Source organism: Chryseobacterium sp. S90 (assembly GCF_047444895.1).
GTDB lineage: Bacteria > Bacteroidota > Bacteroidia > Flavobacteriales > Weeksellaceae > Chryseobacterium.
The window spans coordinates 934,384-952,202 of record NZ_JBLGCX010000001.1; the positions used below are offsets into that span (position 1 = coordinate 934,384).

At 38.0% G+C, this 17,819-nt stretch carries 17 protein-coding genes; 7 read left to right on the top strand and 10 right to left on the bottom strand.

The window, feature by feature from the left end; all coding sequences use genetic code 11:
* Positions 1–3 precede the first annotated feature (3 nt).
* The 6 genes from ACLMCG_RS04325 to ACLMCG_RS04350 form a co-directional block, all read right to left on the bottom strand.
* Positions 4–747: a hypothetical protein gene (locus ACLMCG_RS04325; protein WP_413958924.1), complete on the bottom strand. Its 744-nt coding sequence runs from the start codon at positions 745–747 to the stop codon at positions 4–6.
* A gap of 179 nt (positions 748–926) precedes the next feature.
* Positions 927–1,850 carry a T9SS type A sorting domain-containing protein gene (locus tag ACLMCG_RS04330; protein WP_413958925.1) on the bottom strand — a complete coding sequence of 308 codons (924 nt, stop codon included), beginning with the start codon at positions 1,848–1,850 and terminating at the stop codon, positions 927–929.
* 76 nt (positions 1,851–1,926) lie between these two features.
* On the bottom strand, positions 1,927–3,219 hold the full coding sequence (locus ACLMCG_RS04335; RefSeq protein ID WP_223599035.1) for a hypothetical protein: 1,293 nt from the start codon (positions 3,217–3,219) through the stop codon (positions 1,927–1,929).
* A gap of 325 nt (positions 3,220–3,544) precedes the next feature.
* A complete protein-coding gene (locus ACLMCG_RS04340; RefSeq protein WP_413958926.1) occupies positions 3,545–4,834 on the bottom strand; it encodes a hypothetical protein in 1,290 nt (429 codons plus the stop codon).
* A 73-nt stretch (positions 4,835–4,907) separates the two neighbouring features.
* Complete coding sequence (locus tag ACLMCG_RS04345) at positions 4,908–8,213, bottom strand: TonB-dependent receptor domain-containing protein (protein WP_413958927.1); 3,306 nt, start codon at positions 8,211–8,213, stop codon at positions 4,908–4,910.
* A gap of 49 nt (positions 8,214–8,262) precedes the next feature.
* On the bottom strand, positions 8,263–9,219 hold the full coding sequence (locus ACLMCG_RS04350) for a FecR family protein (protein ID WP_413958928.1): 957 nt from the start codon (positions 9,217–9,219) through the stop codon (positions 8,263–8,265).
* Positions 9,220–9,461: 242 nt separating this feature from the next.
* Between ACLMCG_RS04350 and ACLMCG_RS04355 the strand changes: the two genes are divergently transcribed.
* Positions 9,462–10,088, top strand: coding sequence for an RNA polymerase sigma factor (locus tag ACLMCG_RS04355; RefSeq protein ID WP_413958929.1), 627 nt, complete (start codon positions 9,462–9,464; stop codon positions 10,086–10,088).
* Between the two features lie 118 nt (positions 10,089–10,206).
* Here ACLMCG_RS04355 and hxpB read toward each other — a convergent pair whose 3' ends face one another.
* Together hxpB and ACLMCG_RS04365 are read right to left on the bottom strand one after the other, a co-directional pair.
* Entirely contained in the window at positions 10,207–10,854 is a 648-nt protein-coding gene (gene hxpB, locus ACLMCG_RS04360; protein WP_413958930.1) for a hexitol phosphatase HxpB, read from the bottom strand.
* A 20-nt stretch (positions 10,855–10,874) separates the two neighbouring features.
* Positions 10,875–11,495, bottom strand: a complete 621-nt coding sequence (locus tag ACLMCG_RS04365; protein ID WP_413958931.1) for a helix-turn-helix transcriptional regulator — start codon at positions 11,493–11,495, stop codon at positions 10,875–10,877.
* A 193-nt stretch (positions 11,496–11,688) separates the two neighbouring features.
* Between ACLMCG_RS04365 and ACLMCG_RS04370 the strand changes: the two genes are divergently transcribed.
* The 4 genes from ACLMCG_RS04370 (at position 11,689) to ACLMCG_RS04385 (ending at position 13,983) form a co-directional block, all read left to right on the top strand.
* Positions 11,689–12,315 (top strand): superoxide dismutase, encoded by a 627-nt coding sequence (locus tag ACLMCG_RS04370; protein ID WP_413958932.1) that lies wholly within the window; start codon positions 11,689–11,691, stop codon positions 12,313–12,315.
* Positions 12,316–12,338: 23 nt separating this feature from the next.
* Positions 12,339–12,839 carry a DUF2480 family protein gene (locus ACLMCG_RS04375; protein ID WP_413958933.1) on the top strand — a complete coding sequence of 167 codons (501 nt, stop codon included), beginning with the start codon at positions 12,339–12,341 and terminating at the stop codon, positions 12,837–12,839.
* Between the two features lie 3 nt (positions 12,840–12,842).
* A complete protein-coding gene (locus ACLMCG_RS04380) occupies positions 12,843–13,427 on the top strand; it encodes an NADPH-dependent FMN reductase (protein WP_413958934.1) in 585 nt (194 codons plus the stop codon).
* Between the two features lie 205 nt (positions 13,428–13,632).
* Positions 13,633–13,983 (top strand): 4Fe-4S dicluster domain-containing protein, encoded by a 351-nt coding sequence (locus ACLMCG_RS04385; protein ID WP_413958935.1) that lies wholly within the window; start codon positions 13,633–13,635, stop codon positions 13,981–13,983.
* Positions 13,984–14,121: 138 nt separating this feature from the next.
* Here the strand turns inward: ACLMCG_RS04385 and ACLMCG_RS04390 are convergent, their stop codons facing one another.
* Positions 14,122–15,057 (bottom strand): ketopantoate reductase family protein, encoded by a 936-nt coding sequence (locus tag ACLMCG_RS04390; protein ID WP_413958936.1) that lies wholly within the window; start codon positions 15,055–15,057, stop codon positions 14,122–14,124.
* A gap of 63 nt (positions 15,058–15,120) precedes the next feature.
* The gene (locus ACLMCG_RS04395) at positions 15,121–15,702 is read right to left on the bottom strand and encodes a Crp/Fnr family transcriptional regulator (RefSeq protein ID WP_413958937.1); all 582 of its coding nucleotides are present in this window, start codon (positions 15,700–15,702) and stop codon (positions 15,121–15,123) included.
* A gap of 165 nt (positions 15,703–15,867) precedes the next feature.
* Between ACLMCG_RS04395 and ACLMCG_RS04400 the strand changes: the two genes are divergently transcribed.
* On the top strand, positions 15,868–16,623 hold the full coding sequence (locus tag ACLMCG_RS04400) for a helix-turn-helix domain-containing protein (RefSeq protein ID WP_413958938.1): 756 nt from the start codon (positions 15,868–15,870) through the stop codon (positions 16,621–16,623).
* Positions 16,624–16,650: 27 nt separating this feature from the next.
* Complete coding sequence (locus ACLMCG_RS04405; protein ID WP_413958939.1) at positions 16,651–17,817, top strand: FAD-dependent oxidoreductase; 1,167 nt, start codon at positions 16,651–16,653, stop codon at positions 17,815–17,817.
* Positions 17,818–17,819 lie beyond the last annotated feature (2 nt).

The following is a 17,819-nucleotide window of genomic DNA, read 5'->3' on the forward strand; positions in this document are numbered from 1 at the left end:
CAATTACAGATATTCTGCGACATCAATATCTCCTTTTACCACCCATTCTCCATTTTCCATTTTTTCCTGAAGAACAATCATATTGGCTCCTGTATGCTGTTTCAGTTTCACCTGAATCATTTTAGATCCTGAATAAGGTTCTGTAGTTCCCGGCTTGTACAGTTCCAGATATATCGGAGCTGTAGAACTGAAAAAACTATAGATTTTCACTGCGGTAAAATTGTCTTTTCCTATGTTGTCAAATTCTGCCAGTACCACTCCATTTTCTCTTTTAAGAACTCCTTTCACTTCTTTCAGTGTAGTTCCGGAAAATTCGCCAAGATTGGGAAAAATAAATTCAAACCCTACTTTTCCAAGATTAACCTGAGGTTTTACAGCATAAGTCTGCAGATAAATCCCCGGAAGATTGAAAAAGTATAAGTTTTTATAATCATTTATATTGTCATAGGTAATATTGTATTTTGCAATTTCGGTTCCTGTTTCATTATTATATACAGACAGCTTATTGGTTTCACCCTGATCCAGGACAAACTGAAGCTGGGTTTCAATTTTATTGGTATAGGATGTTTTTCCGTCAATGGATACAGGTACTCCATTGAACCTCAGCTGAAGGACATCAGGCTTGGAAAATCCTTTGATATTAACCTCACCGGGTTTCTGTACTTTATCATACAGCTCCATGGTGTTGCTGTCTGTGCATGAAAAAAGTGCAGTAAATAATAGTAGTAATGCAAAGATTCTGTTCATCTTTCGTCAATTATTTCATTGTAAAACTTAAAAAATATTGCCCTACCCGGGAGCAGGGCAATATATAATTATAAAAAAACTAGTTGGATATGTTCTGGATAGCCTTTATCAAACACTATCCATTATCTTATATTAAAAATTCATGGTCTTTCTGGAATCAGTTTCTAAGGGAAGAAGAGTTATTTTTTAATAAACTTCAACCTTTCTGTAGTCTTTCCATCTGTAATTTCTGCTATATAAGCTCCAGATGTAAGACCTGCTGTATTGATTGCTTTAGAATACTGAGCGGTAAGTACTTTTTGTCCTGTTGCGCTGTAAATGGTTACCACCGTCATATTTTCTTTCAATGCCGGATTAAGCTGCAGCTGCAGAGATTCTTTTACCGGATTTTCTGCTATTTGTGTTACAATTTTGTTTCTTTTTACATCCTTAGTTCCCAAAAATGAAGTAGCGTAAATTCCGATTTCATCAATATTGATATTCTGGACATTATTTCCGCTTGTTTTTCTGTTTGACCACATTCCGATATAGATTTTCTTCCCTGCAAAAGCGGAAAGATCTACAAGGGATTCTACAAACTGGGTAAGATCAGCCGGAAAAGGATTAGCTGAGTCACCTACCTGTATTTTATATATACTCTGAACATCATTTCCATCCGCATCTACTGTCATTGCCTGGAAGTCTGATAATGCAGGAATTTCCTTTTGTGGTGTGCTTACATAGATAAAAAGCTCTCTGGCAACAATAGTATGAGTAGATCTCTGTCTCCCGATATAGGCAGCCAGCGTAACGGTTCCTGCAGTATTTGTAAGATCAATCTGAGGAGAAATAATCCAGTCATTTTCTGTTGCAAATCCAGTAGCATTTCCGGTTGGAACCAAACTGATAGAATGACGAAGAACTCCGGTAGTTCCATAGGTTAGAGCAGTTCCGTTGTGATAAATGTTCTGTCCCTGTACCCATCCGTTGCTATTGTTGTTCAAATCATGGAAAGTCCATCCCTGAAGGTCAGCAGGAGTATCAAAAGAATTTCCCCATACCAGAGTCTGTGCTGCAGCCAGGTGAGATAAAAACAAAACAGATGATAAAATTATTTTTTTCATAATGCTGATTATTAAGGTTTTTGAGGTAAAAGCAAGGAATCAGCATATGCTGTTCCCTGCTTTTTTAAAGTTTTTATTATTCTACTATTGAGAAATTGTATTTTGTCCAAAGTCCCTGGAAGTTTCCACAGTTTCTTGGCGATACATTCCAACCACCTTCGTTGAAGAAAGGCTGGCTCATACCCCATAGAGATGCAGGAGTACCAGTCGCTAGGTTAGCTGCAGGGATTCCTGCTGTTCCTGTACCTGTAACTGAAGTAGTAAATCCGTGGATCTGGATCGTGCTGTAAGCTGAAGCTGAAGAAAGTTCAGAACCTGTACCTTCTACTTTGATTCCCACAGGGTAACCTGTAACCACAGCGTTATTTAATGTTAATCTACCGTGTCTTCTGATGTGGATACCGTTTTCATACAAAGCACCTTTAGTAGAGTTCTTAGAACCAATGATCGTAAGGTTGTTGATAACCGGGTGAGTCAACAATGTTGTAGAAGAACCTTCTGCGTTATTATCAAGCTCGATACCGTTAGAATCAGGGCTTGCTCCGCTAAGACTGTGTGTAGAGTTGTAATCTGCCAAAGCGAGAGCACAAGTAATAGTTCCTGTATATCCGTTATCAAAATCGAAGTTGTCATCATCCGCAGCGAAAGAAACAAGGTTTGAAGCGTTTACAGTACCACCGAAGAATTCAAAAGAATCATCTTTTCCGAAAGATACCTGAATATGATCCAAAGTAGTTCCGTTTCCTACTCCTCCTAAAGTAAGACCGTTGATTTCGTTTCCTGAGTTAGGAGCCAAAAGATCATATCCTGCAAACTCGATACGTACATATTTCAATGTTCCTCCATTATGAGAAGCATTGGTACCTCCGTAATAAAAATCAGGACCAGATAATCCTTCAATCGTTTTTGTGAATGGAGTGTTTGTAGGAGCATCTCCTAATATAACAACACCTCCGAAATCACCAGGAGCAGCAGTTGTATCTTCGTTTCCGTCTAACAATTTGTAGCTGGTGAAAATGATTGGTTGAGCTTCTGTACCTGCTGCGTTGATTTTTCCTGTTTTAGCAATTACCAAAACTCCTGTAGCTGTATTGTTTGCGCTTGGCTTAGCCTTAATGAATGTACCAGGCTGGATTGTTAATGTAGCACCATTTTTTACAGTTACAACTCCATCTAATTCAACTACACCACTCCATGTAGTATTTGAAGTAATAGCACCACTTACGCTGGTTACCGGAAGAGCCGAAGCTGTAAGGTACTCAGCAGAAGTAGATTTCATTTCGAATGGAGAAGATGAATCCGCCAGTTGATCGTTTTGACAAGCTGTAAGAGATAATGCTGCCACTGCAATTAGAGTTAGTCTTTTCATTGTTATAATTTTTAATAAATCCGGTCGTGTTATTTTATATACCAGATCAGTTTTTTATTCAGGAATATCTTCCTCTCTATTCCTTCGATTTGTTTTTTTGGTGTTCATCCCATCTCTGCAGGAGGAACTGCATTGCGGGAGTTCCCATAGAAACCGTTAATACCTGGGAAAAGCCATTAACGTCCGGTTTTTTCAGAACTGTACTGCTGTGCGCATCATCAGTATTTTCCAGTCATTTGATCAGGTTCCCGAAACCTGTACGCTGCTATAATTAAGATATCTTTTAATCTAAATTTCTATTTCCATACTCATAAGGTTCATTTCCTTATTCCAAAATGGAGAAATTATATTTGGTCCAAAGTCCCTGAAAATTGCCGCAATTTCTTGGTGATATATTCCATCCTCCTTCATTAAAAAATGGTTGATTCATTCCCCACCCGGAAGCAGAAAGCCCGGCAGATAAGTTTGTAACAGGAATTCCTGACGTACCAGCACCTGTAACAGAAGTTGTAAATCCGTGGACCTGAATCGTATTATAATTAGAGGCAGAAGCAAGCATTGAGTTTGTGCCTTCTACTTTAATTCCTACAGGATATCCCGTAATGACAGCATTATTCAATGTTAATCGTCCATTTCTTCTGACGTAAATTCCATTTCCGTACATAGCGCCCATAGTGGATTTCCAAGGCCCTATTATTGTAAGATTATTTACTACCGGATGTGTAACCAATGCTGTAGATGTTCCATCAATATTATTATCGAGTTCAATACCGTGAGAATCATTAACTGCCCCACTGAGACTATGTGTAGAATGATAATCTGCCAAAGCAAGTGCACATGTAACGGTTCCTGTATATCCATTATTAAAATCGAAATTATCATCGTCTGGTGCAAAAGAAATAAGATTGGAAGCATTTACGTTTCCTCCATAAAACTCAAAGGAATCATCTTTACCGTAAGATACCTGAATATGATCAATAGCAGTACCACTGCCCACTCCAGCTAAAGTAAGGCCGTTAATTTCATGGATTGTATAAGGAAATATATCTGTTCCTCCGAATTCAATGCGCACATATTTCACAATTCCTCCGTTGTGATTCTGATTAGTCCCGCCATAATAATAATCAGGTCCGAACAGTCCCTCAATGGTTGTTGTAGACGGTGTATTCGTTAAAGCATCACCCAGCAGGATCAATCCTCCAAAGTCACCTGGCTCTCCAATAGTGTCTTCATTCCCGTCCAACAACTTATAACTTGTAAAAATAATTGGCTGATTTTCTGTTCCTACGGCATTGATTTTTCCTGTTTTTGTAATGATCAGAACTCCTGATGGAACTGCTGTGCCTTTTGGTTTTGCTTTAATATATGTCCCTGGAAGAATTGTCAGTGTGGCTCCATCTTTTACTGTTATTATTCCGTCCATTTCGATGACTCCACTCCAGGTTGTATTGGCTGTAATATTACCACTTACACTGGTTACCGGAAATGAAGAAGCAGTAAGGTATTCTGAAGAAGTAGCCTTTATTTCAAAAGAAGACTGCTTATCCTCCAATCTATCATGCTGACAAGCTGTAAAGAATAATAATAGTATTACGATTGGAATTAATTTTTTCATTGTACAAGTTTTAATAGTATATTATATTTTCTCATTCTTTCTTCAGTCTTCTTTATCTTATCTTAAACCTTGTTTAAAACATATAGTTCACACTCAGGCTAAACATTCTGCCACTGTAGGCTCTAAACATGATCTTATCAATATTCTTGTCATACCTGTCGGTTGCACCCGGTAAAAGTCCCCATGCTTCCCTTTCAGTTCCGATAGCACTCCCCAATCCCAGTGGTATTACATAGGAATTATAATTATTATAATATTCCTTCACTCTATTGAATAAGTTTCTTGCATTGAATTTTAATTCAAGGTTTTTATTCCTGAGAAATTTATAGGAGATCTGTGCATCTGCTACGGCATAAGGGCGTTGTATTTCTTCCCCTTTGTAAGCATACCCAACGGTAATGTACTGGTCACCCTTTGCATTGTATAAAAAGCTAAGCCCCAAACGGTCACCATCATAGACCAATCCAAGATTATAGGCATAAGGAGTCTGCCCGTACAGCGGACGTTTTACTTCATAGGTTTCATCATTGTCCCCTGTTTTATACATATCCTTGAAGGCTATTACTTTTGTATGGTTATAGGTAAAGTTTCCACTTATGAAAAGTTTTTCCAGAAAAGTTCCTTCGGCAATAAATCCTAAATTCTTTCTTACCTCCGCCTCTACTCCTGCAAGTTTTGCATTTTTTGAATTACCATTATATAGGTATAGATTCCCTTCACTGGAAATATGCCCTTCACGTTCTATGGGTCTGTCTATATTTTTATAGTAAAGCCCTGCAGAAAATATTTCTCCCAAGCCGGGAAACCATTCAAATTTGAAATCATAATTATTAATGACAGAAGAGGTCATTTCTGTATTATAAATCAATCCATTGGCAATCGGATCAAAATAAGGAAGCCCTGTTCTTTCATTAAACTGTGGTCGAATGACAGATTTATTATAGGCAAGTCTCAGATTGATTTTATTCGTAGGACTATAGGTAAAATTCACAGAAGGCATCCATTGCCACGGTTTATCTTCTATGGGTGCTTTGGTAACATTTTTTGTATCACTAGGATCCAGTTGCTGGGAAACAAGATCATACTTAAAATATTCTGCACGAACTCCCCATACTAGCCTTAATTTATTTTTCCAACGGTTATCAAACATTACATAAAGAGCGTGTTGTTTCACTTCTCCTTCATATTTATCATTTTTATACAATGCTTTGGTTTCCCACCCAATACCTCCCGGAACATATTGAGATCCATTGAACCAATCCGAAAGAGTACCGTACATTGTCAGGTAATTTTTTTCACTATTCGGAACATCACGGTTCTCGTCTACCCTTAAGAAGAATTTCTGCTGCTGATTGGTATTGTTCTTTAATGTTCCTGCGTATCCTGTCTTAACAGTATTTTTAAAATTTCCGGTATCCAGATCCCACTTAACTGAAGCTCCATAATTGTAATCGGTTTCTTTATTAGCGATATATCCTCTGTAAAAATTTCCTCCGGTATTATAAATTTTATGATAGGTAAGAATTTCACTTCCAATAAAATCATAAAGAGTAAGATACTGCGTATAATCCTTAGTATCAGAGGCTATCCCGGTTCTTGCCGCAAACCAGCTGACTTCTGTATTACCTATTTTATGGTTCCCTTCCAGTTTATTCTGCAAAAGGGTTTGAAAAATCGGATAATTGGTATTATCAGTATAAGGTCTGTCTAAGTTCTTGATCTGGGCAGGATCATTATTGGGGATGATTCCGTTATAAAAATAATTATAGGCTAATTCTGCGTTAGAGGCCATCGAACTTCCGGTAGTATATTCATTCCAGCCGGTAACTCTTGTTAATGTATTATCAAAAATATGGGTGTATGAATTACGGAAGGAAATTCTGTTCTTCCCTAGCTGAAGTCCAAAATTAAGCATCCCCGCCATCGTAGAGTTGTAATTATAAGATGCCCCCTGGTTTTTAAAATTATAAAATGGTATAGGAGCTACCCCTTTTGTCTGCCAGTCAGCAACATAAGGTCCGGTGGTATCCAGCCAGTTTCCTCTTCCCGTATGATCGATTTCCAGCTTATTTTGTTCGTTTCTGATGACAAATGCTCCGGCAAATCCCCATTTATTATTGTTCTTAAGGGCGTAAGTTCGTCCTAATGCAAGCTGTATATTAGATCCCATATCACCTCTTGTTTTATAGGTGCTGAAATTGTCATTGGTAAACTGTCTGGACTGTTCAAAAAATCTGGGATCTGTCCAGTTCATCGGCTCAAGCCCTTTGGGAAAATTTCTTGTTCCGTCATCATATCCGAAATAGTCATACTTTCCGCGCTGACGGGTCAGGAATTCTTTGAACGCTGACTGGTCATTATAAGAAGTTCCCATGGTTACCGTTGTAAAATTTTCGTTGGGAATATCTTTGGTTCTCACTTCTACATAACCTCCTGCAAAGCTGGCATTCATATCCGGTGTTGCAGATTTACTCACGACTACACTTTCCACCATGGCAGTAGGAATGATATCAAATGAGAAATTCTGATTATAGGCTTCTGTACTTGGGAGATTAATTCCATCCATGGCTGCGGTATTCCATCGTTCTCCCATAGACCGTACAACGACATATTTATTATCGATAGTGGTAATTCCCGTTACTCTTTTCAAAGTTCCTCCTACATCGCTGTCCGGTGTTTTGGAGATCTGTTCTGCCGAAATACCGTCACTCATCTGTGCCGCTTTTTTCTGTTGAGCAAGGAGTCCCGCCTGTGTATCTGCTTTACGGGCTGCGGTAATCACGACTTCTTTAATATCTGTGATTTTATCGGAAGCTTTATTCAGAGCAAATGATACAGAACTTGTTTCTTTATCGGTGACAGATAGTTTTTCAACTCTCAGCGTATTATATTTAGGTGCTTTTATTGTCAGATTATAAGTTCCCGAAGGAAGATCTACTGTAAAATCTCCGTTATTATCTGTGACTACGGTTTTCTGGGCTATATTAATTTCAGCTCCGGTAATGGGATTTCCTACCTCATCCACTATTTTACCGGAAATTCGTCCGTTTCCCAGTACAGAGATATTAGAATTTTCATATTTTATCGAAATAAGATCACCATGCAGGCGGTAAACTACAGGAAGGCCATTGGTAATATCCTTCAGGCAATTGTTAACAGAAGTATTTTCGCATTTTACCCCTTTTACCTTCAGCTCTTTAATATCTACTTTGGAATAAGCGAGTCTCATTCCTGTTTTTCCGGCAAATTCCTCCAAAACTTCAATCAACGGTCTGTTGGCAGGTACAGAAAATGTTACTTTCTGAACCAGCTCCTGTGCTTCTGCGGCTACAGTAAAAAATAAGGCTGCTATGGTAATCCCACATTTCAAACTTTTCATACTTAAAGTGTTCTCTTGATTATGATTATTTATTTTTTTGAGTAGTGTTTTATTTTTTCAGGATATAGATGTTTTCTTTTTTCTGTACTTCCAATCCGAGGATGAAGGCCAGAGATTCAATATTCTCTCCGACTGTTCCTCCGGTAAAGTCAGCCGTAATTTTATTGTCTTCCGCATCTTTAGGATATAATACTTTAGTGTTATAGCTGCTCTCCAGAACCGTTACTACCTCTTTTAAAGGAACATCATTAAAGCTTAAAGACAGGATTGAAGAAACTTTCTTCGCTGAATTTTTCACCGGACTTATTGAAATGACTGCTGTAGTATGTGCAATCCCGAAATTCGTCCATTTCTGATTCGGTTTAAGGAAAGAAACCGGAACTCCCGGAGAAGATACAGCCACCTTCCCTTCATAAAGATCAACTGCTTTTCTCTTCCCTGATTGGGATATTTTAAATACCGTTCCCAAAACTTTAGTACTGAAACCGTCAGCACGGACTACAAAAGGATGTACTTTTGACTTGGCTACAGAGAAGATGGCATCTCCTTTTAAATCCACCACTCTGGTAGAAGCAGGAAATGATTTCTCAACGATAAGTTCAGCGCCCGGTAAGAGTGTAACCACAGATCCGTCTTCGAGATGAACAATACGGTTTTCCGATGTTGCAAGATAAATATCAGGCTTAATGAACATAGTATAAGTGAAAATACTTCCCAGCGACAAAAGCAGAATAATAACCGCTGCAATTTTATACAGGTTTGTTTTAAACCTTTTTACAGAATGTATAGAAATAATATCTGTTTGAGGAAAATAATGTTCCAGTCCGGATAATACCCTTTCTTTGGATTCTTTTCTATAAACAGTATCCAGATCTTTTTCAGTCCGGATTCTCCATTTTGTTAAAAGTTCTTTTTCTTTTTCAGAAATTGGTTCTTCAGAAACTTCCCTTTCCCACAGTCTGAAAACAAAGGCTTCAATATTTTTATATGTTAAACGATTTTTCATAAAGTCTTTCATGGTATTCACAGATACTTCTATCTATAAGACAGTGAAAATGAAAAACTTCCCCAGGGCATTCTTAACGTTATATTCATATTATGAGCAAATTGTTAATAATTTTCACCATTTTTCACATTTAGCCAACATTAAGCCGCTATTTTGACCCCGTTTTTCAGAAATATTTAATCTTACCATCCCCAAAGTTCACAAAAAGTTAATTTTCCTTTAGGTAATTTTGCATCAACAATATGAGCCCAACAGACTATACATTATTAAAGAAAATAAAATCAGGCGACCGCCCTGCATTTATGCTGCTGTATGACCGATACTGGGATAGTCTATATAACTTTGTTTTTGTACGGACCCGGGATAAAGAAATTGCTGAGGAAATTCTTCAGAACCTATGGGTAAAGATTCTTGAGAATACAGATACGATACAAACTGACGATTCCGAAAGTGCCAAAGGCTATCTTCTCCGCCATCTTCATTACCGTATCCTTGATTTTTACAACAGTTATAAAAAAGCCCCTCCAACGCTGAGTATTGACGAGTTTGACATCCCCAATGAATTAGAGATATCAGATACTGATTATTTTGAAATTCTTGAGGAGAATGAGATCAATTCTTTATTATCAATGATTGATGAAGTGGTTGCCAGCCTTCCTTCCACAGAGCAGCAGGTCTATGATATGAGAATCCGGAAAAATATGTCCGTTAATGAAACCGCAGAGGCATTGGGACTCAGCAATAAGACGGTAAGTAATAAATTAAGCAAAGCTTTGGGTGAAATCCGTGAACAGCTGAATCCGGAATATCAGTCGTCTAAGAAATTAGTCTCTATTCTGTTGCTGATGGAGATTTTGATGAGGTATTGAGAGCGGGGTTAGTGATTCGAGGTTCGGGGTTCGGGGTTGTGTCAATCGTCAATTTTTACAGAACTTATTAAAATTCACAGCGAAGCGGATTCACTATTTACCATTCACTATTATCAACTTATTCCCCAAACACAGGCAGTAAAGCATTTCCAAAGTTCAATATTTTAAAGTCGGCAAGATCAGAATCAATGCTTTCATCATCATTGGTAAAAACGATGGTTTGCATTCCGGCTGCTTTTGCTGCTTTTAATCCTGAGTGACTGTCTTCAATAGCAATGCAATATTCAGGAGAGACACCAAGGTTTTTTGCAGAGGTAAGATATACAGCTGGATGAGGTTTGCCATGGGTTTCAAATTCAGATGAATGAACAGTATCAAACAGATCACGAACCTGAAGTTTTTCAAGAACAACGTGTGCCACACTCAAAGGTGCATTAGTTGCCAATCCTATTTTATATTCTTTATTCTTAAGATGTCTGATAAATTCCTGCACACCAGACATGGTACAGTCCTGAGTTTGTATCAGGTCGATCACTTTTGAAACAACTTTATTTTCCAGATCAGATGCATCCCGGTTTTCCCATGGAAATCTTTCATACCAGAATTCTGTCACTTCCTGAGTGGTCATGTATTTGGTTTGCGCCGCCAACTCTTCCGTTACCTGTACTCCATAGGATGAAAATACATCAAGCTCTGCCTGGGTCCAGAATTTTTCTGAATCTATCAGGACGCCATCCATGTCAAATATTACTGCTTTTAAAGCCATCTTTTGAATAATAAATTAAATTACTGGCTGATTTTATAAACACAACGCTGTCCGCCGGAAATAATATGATCTATTCTTTCAACCGTATATTCTTTCCCGATCAGCGACTGAAAATTGGAGAGCTCAGCGCGGCAGAATCCTTGACATTCTGTTGCTGCAGCACATATCGGGCAATGGTTTTCGATCAGAAAATAATCTGTTCCTTCTTTTTTCCATTCTGCCATATATCCCTCTTCACTGCGTACTTTTGCAAGGGATTCAAGGCGCTGCTCCAGAGATTTTGCCTTAGAAAGTAGTTTTTCATATCGTTCATGAGTATTCTTCTCACGGTCACTGATTAATAAATTCAGGGCATTTTCACCTAAAAGATTTTTCACTGATTTCAGAATCTGAACGGTTACATCTGCATGGGTATCTGGAAACTGGGCCAATCCTTTTTCAGTAAGGGTATAGTAAGTAGAGGGACGTCCCACGCCTTCACTCTTCACCAACGACTCGATCAATCCTTCCTGAGCAAGATTTAATAAATGTTTTCTTGCCCCTTCTTTGGTAATTGACAATTCTTCAGCCATAAGAAGTGATGTAACTTCACCTCTCATCTTTAAAAACATCAGAATACGATCAGCAGCCGGCTTCTTCATTTAGCAATATTTAAGTTGTTTTATTTTTCAACAACAAATATAGTCATTTTCTATAACCTCAAAAAAATCACACAAACAACACATTAACAATCTTTTGAATCATAAAAATACAAAATCTATAAAACAACCTAAAAGTTGTTTTATTCAAATATATTTTTACCTTTGTCAGACAATAATCAAAAAAATAAATACGATGAACCCATTTACATTACCTCAGTTACCTTATGCTTATGATGCTTTGGAACCTTTTATAGATAAAGAAACAATGACAATTCACCACCAGCGCCACCACCAGGCCTATGTTGATAATCTAAATACAGCCCTTGCACAAACCAATGAAATCAATCCTGATCTTGATTCTTTACTGCAAAGAATAAGTGAATACAGTCCTGCTGTAAGAAATAACGGCGGAGGACACTACAACCACTCTTTATTCTGGGAAATTCTTTCGGCTCAACCCAAACTTGCTCCTGAAGGTGCGCTTCATGATGCTGTCATTGCCACTTTTGGAAGTCTTGAAAATCTTAAAGCAGAAATGAAAAAAACAGGTTTGTCACAATTCGGGTCCGGATGGGTATGGCTTTTTGTAAAATTCAACGGATCTCTGGCCATCAGTTCAACCCCAAATCAGGATAATCCGATGATGGATGTTCTTTCGATGAACAGAGGCTTCCCGATTCTTGGGATAGACGTGTGGGAACATGCTTATTATCTGAACTATCAGAATAAAAGAGCAGATTATCTGGATGCTTTCTGGTCTGTTCTGGATTGGTCTTCTGTGGAAAGAAAATATGAAGAAGCTTTGTCAAAAGTAAGATAATTAACACTTATTACAGATAAACTATGACTGAGGAAAATTTTATCAATAAAGCAAAAGCTTCAGGTATTATTGCTCTTGATCTTTCAGACTACAAACCGACAACGGAAATTGTGGAACTGGATATAAAAGCTCATCTCTTCATGGGAATGATTGTCAAGGAAAAAGAGTTTAAAGAATCAATTGCTGCGGTAGATTTTTCTGTCTATAACGAAAAAGCAGTAGGAATTATCTGCTCTACGGATGCGATTATCCCGCCATGGGCCTATATGCTGATCATGGAAAAACTATCTCCTTATGCTTCTTATGTAGATCTAAACAATGCTGAAACAGTTCTGCTCGATCTCTGGAAACGCCGTCTCATCTATGCAGACCTGAAACAGTACAGAAATCAGAAAGTAGTAGTCCGGGCGAGTACTCATCATGATCCTTCCCTCTATTTATTAGCTGCAGGACTTCTGAAACCTTTGGTTAAAACACTGATGTATGGCGAGATAGGATTACCTAAAGTAATTTTTAAACAATAAAAAATGAAAGCAATCATATTCAACGGATCTCTGGAAAGAAGATCAAAATCTACTTCCGGACTGATTTCCAATTACTTTTCAGAGCGTCTGAAAATGCTGGGAATTCAGACTGATATTTTTACCCTTGCTGATTCCGGTATTCCGCTATTTGATGTCACTCTTACCAAAACTCCTCTGGCAGTAGAACGCATGACCCAGATGTTTACTGATGCTGAGCTGCACATCTGGCTGGCTCCGCTTTACCACGGAAGCATTCCGGGAGTGATGAAAAACTGCCTGGACTGGCTTGAAGTGACCGCCAACAGGTACGAGCCTTATCTTACTGATAAAACTGTCGGACTCGTATGCTGGGCAGATGGTCTTCAGGCTATGCAGGGAATCAACACCATGGATTCTATTGCCAAGTCATTAAGAGCATGGTCATTACCATTCAGTGTACCTATTGTGAGATCATCATTATTTGATCCTGAACAATCAACTGAAATTTCGGAGCTCTATTCCGGCAAGTTTGATAAACTTATCAGTCTCGCAACAACTAAAAAAATAGAAAGCCTGAATCCTTCAACATTCATAAAGTCAAAAGATTAGTCACGTGATACCTTTTATAAAGCAGATGCAGGGACTTCTCACAGAAATTTCTGCAGATTAATGATTTAAAAATAAAAAATAGCACACTTTATGCTGCTTATTTTCAAAGAACAGTGTTGAACTGCTGTAATTAAGTTTAGCAGGGATTTCTGAACCGTTCAACGTTGAAGAAATCCCTTTTTAAAACCCTCTAAACATACCCAATATGGCTATAAAAATAACGGATGCCTGTATCAACTGTGGGGCCTGCGAACCTGAATGTCCCAACTCCGCCATTTATGAAGGAGCCATCGACTGGCGCTGGAAAGACAAAACAAAACTTTCAGGTCATATAACATTCCCGGACGGGGCGGAAGCTGATGCCGATACTTATAATGAAGCTGTTTCAGACGAGGTTTATTATATCGTATCCGGAAAATGTACGGAATGTAAAGGCTTTCATGAGGAACCTCAGTGTAAGGCGGTATGCCCCGTAGACTGTTGTATTGATGATCCTGATCATCGGGAAACAGATGAAGTATTACTGGATCGGCAAAAGTTCATGCACAGTGCCTAAGTATTCGGTTGAATGCTGATTAATGCTATGAAGCAGGAAAACAACTAAAAATTTCTATCTTTTATATTTAATTTTCAATAGAGGCGGGTTTTAACCCGCCATTTTATATTCTGATTCTTCTTCGGCTTCAGCCAAAACTTATTCTTCTTTAATTTCGGTATAGATTTTTTTTGTAAACGGAGTTTCAATACCGAGTTCTTCTCCATATTTTAAAACAGCTCCTGCAAATAATTCCAGCTCATTATCTTTCTTTCCTGAATTGATATCAAGCTGTAAAGAAGTAGGTGTTTCAAAAGGAAATGTAGACGCTTTTTCAAAGGTTTTATTAACGATGTCTTCCTGAAGATAGATTTCTTTTTTATCTGCAATCTGCTTTATTTCTTTCATAATTTCAGTTGCTTCATTCTTCTGCTGTTCATCAGTACAGACAGTTCCTATTGAAGAATTATGTTTAGCAGTTACCAGTCCGAAACTGGCAATGAAAATAAATTTCGTCCAGATATCTGTTAATGAATTGTCTTTAAAGTCAAAATCAATTTTACTTTCGCTCAAAAGGTCGGTAATCCACTCCAGAGAGGTGGAGAAATGCTCAGGATCTCTTCCCACAATCATTTTCCCGGCCTTTCCTTTATGTTCCACAATTCCTCTTTCCTTAATATGAGAAGCTACATAGATACAAGTCGGTAGAACCGTATGTTCAGGAATTATTTTACGTATTCTGTCATAGATATCTGCTCCGTTCATCATCGGAAGCAAAATGGTTTCTTTATTGATGACTGACAGCAGTTGTTTACATACATTTTCAAGATCATATTCCTTTACGCAGATCAGCACGAAATCAGGATTTTGAATATCACTGATATTCTCTTCAACAGCATTGGGATATGTCTGGGTATTGGAATGTTCGGGAGACAACAGAGTCAATCCGTTTTGTTTTATTTTTTCATAAGTTTCCCCACGTGCAACAAAAGAAATATGATATTTCCCTGAAGTTTCATTGGCCTGATTTATTTTAAAACCAAAGTAACCACCTACTCCACCTAATCCTACAACGACAATATGTTTTTTGTTCATGAAATTATTTTCAGCAAATATCAGGGTTGATCTCTGAACTATCACTTGACAAATGAAAAGAAATTAAAGTTTATGAATATCCCTTCTGATCCGGCTCAGGGAACTGTCTTTGATTCCCAGGTAAGAAGCAATTATCTTCAAAGGAACATGCTGAAAAATATCTGGATCTTTCTTCATCAGGTTAAAATATCTTGTGGAAGCTTTCTGACTGGCCATTTCTATCAATCTGTCATGAATATTGTAGTAATTAAGCACAAAAAGAAGCCGGCTGAACTCCCTGAATTCAGGAATATTGTGAAAATTATCCTGTACATTTTCCAATCCTGTTTCCCAGAAAATACAGTCGGTTACCGTCTGGTATATTTCTTTGGTGGGCTGCTGCCTGAAGAAAGACAGAAAATCATTCACAAAGCAGGGTGCCGTATAGATATTGGTTGTAATTTCCTCATTATCTTCATTCAGTATATAGGAACGTACATACCCTTTTTCCAGAAAGTATGTTTTAGTACTTATTGCATCCTTATCCAACAAAATAGTATTGCCTTTTAATTCAAAATGGATAAATTTTTCTGTGATCTTTTCAACCACTTCCGCTTTGATAGTGAAAAGGGAATGAAAGTAAGTGTTAAGTGATGATTTGTTCATGAGAATAAGAACTATGATACATTTATTTTTGAAATCTCTCCAAAACAAAAATAGTATTTAAAATCTTAGCGTTTGCTTTAATTCTGTACAATGAGGAATATTTTGTCAGTCTATTCCAAATTTTGTAATTTTCTTCTTTAAAAGCAACATTCTGCAGGTATAATTATGGACAATAATTTCTATTATAACTTCATCGAACCCGACAAAGAGATCGCTGATTTTGTTGAAAATCTGGGAACGTTTCAAAACCTTTCAGGGGAAGCTAAAGAAGTTGTGATTATTCCTGACGGAAGAGTTGATTTGTTCTTCTCACAGTCGGATTCAGAACCTTTTCATGTAACGCTTCTCGGGTTGGAAACTTATCCGGAGCAAAGATATATCGCTCCGCATATGACTGCTTTTGTGATCAGTTTCAAACCTATTGCTGTTGAATATATCTTAAATACTTCTATCGCTGATTTATTAAATATAGGAAAAGAGCTTTCTCCCGGATTCTGGGATTTTAAAGCTGATGATTTACAAAACTTTGATCTTTGTTGTTTAAAAGCAACCCAAAAAATTAAAGATCTGCTTCCCCAAAAAGCAGATGAAAGAAAACACAGGCTTTTCGAGTTGGTATATGCTTCAAAAGGAGAAATGAGTGTAAAGGAACTTTCTGAAAAAACAGGCTGGAGCAGCAGGCAGATCAACCGTTATTTTACCAAACAACTTGGCTTATCATTAAAAGCCTACTCCACTATTTTACGTTTCAGAACATCTCTGGAACACATCGCGCAGGGAAGACTCTTTCCCGAGCTTAATTATACTGATCAAAACCATTTCATCAAAGAAGTGAAGAAGTTTTCGGGAGTTGCTCCTAAAGAATTATCCAAAAATAAAAACGACCGATTTGTACTATTATCCGTATTGAAAGGAAAATAAATTTGCATTGTAAAATTTAAATTTAAAATGCTGATAGAACACAAATCAATAGCAATCGTTGGTGGCGGTCCCGCAGGACTTACACTGGCAAGACTTTTACAGCTGAAAGGAGCCAACGTAAAAGTATATGAAAGAGATTTCAATAAAAATGCACGGGTACAGGGTTCTCCCCTTGATATGCATGAAGATTCAGGATTAGCAGCCATCCGTAAAGCAGAACTGCTGGAGGAATTTAAAAAGACCTTCCGCCCCGGAGCAGACAGAACACTGATTGTCAATGAGCAGGCAGAAATATTTTTTAACGATCATGAGACGAAACCCGCAGAAGATTTTGGCGATGAGCATTTCCGTCCAGAAATAGACCGCGGACCTTTAAGGAATATGCTTTTAGAGTCATTACATCCTGAAACTGTAGTCTGGGACAGTCAGTTTCTTACGATGGAAACTCAGAATGAAGGATGGCTTCTGCATTTTAAAAACGGCACTTCAGAATATGCAGATCTTGTGATTGCAGGTGATGGAGCCAATTCTAAAATACGGCCTTATCTTACTGATATTAAACCTGTCTATTCCGGAATTATCATGCTGGAAGGAAATGTTTCAAAAGAAGCTGCTCCTCAGATCGATGCTATGATTAAAGGAGGAAAAATAATGGCGTTCGGGAATGCCAAAAATATTCTGCTTGGCCAGAAAGGTAATGGAGATCTGGGATTTTATGCAAGCTTTAAAGCTGATGAAAACTGGTCTGCAGACAGTGGTCTTGATTTTTCTGATAATGCGCAGATGCTACAATGGTTCAAAACAAAATATTCCGAATGGAGTCCCGTCTGGAATGAATTGTTTGAAAATGCGGCCACTCCATTTATTCCGCGCCTGATCTACTCTATGCCTGCAGATCAAACCTGGGAAACACAATCCAATCTAACTCTGATAGGCGATGCAGCCCACGTAATGCCTCCATTTGCAGGAGAAGGTGCCAATATGGCTATGCTGGACGCACTTGAACTGAGTGAATATTTAACGAATGATACTTACAGCACTTTACAGGAAGCAATTTCCAGCTATGAACTTCACATGCGGAAGAGAGCAGCCATTGCCACACAGGAATCTCTGGAAAACGGCGAACGGATGCATTCTGAAAACTCATTGGCAACCATGCTGGACTTTTTTAATGGTCATCTTACTTCATCATAAAC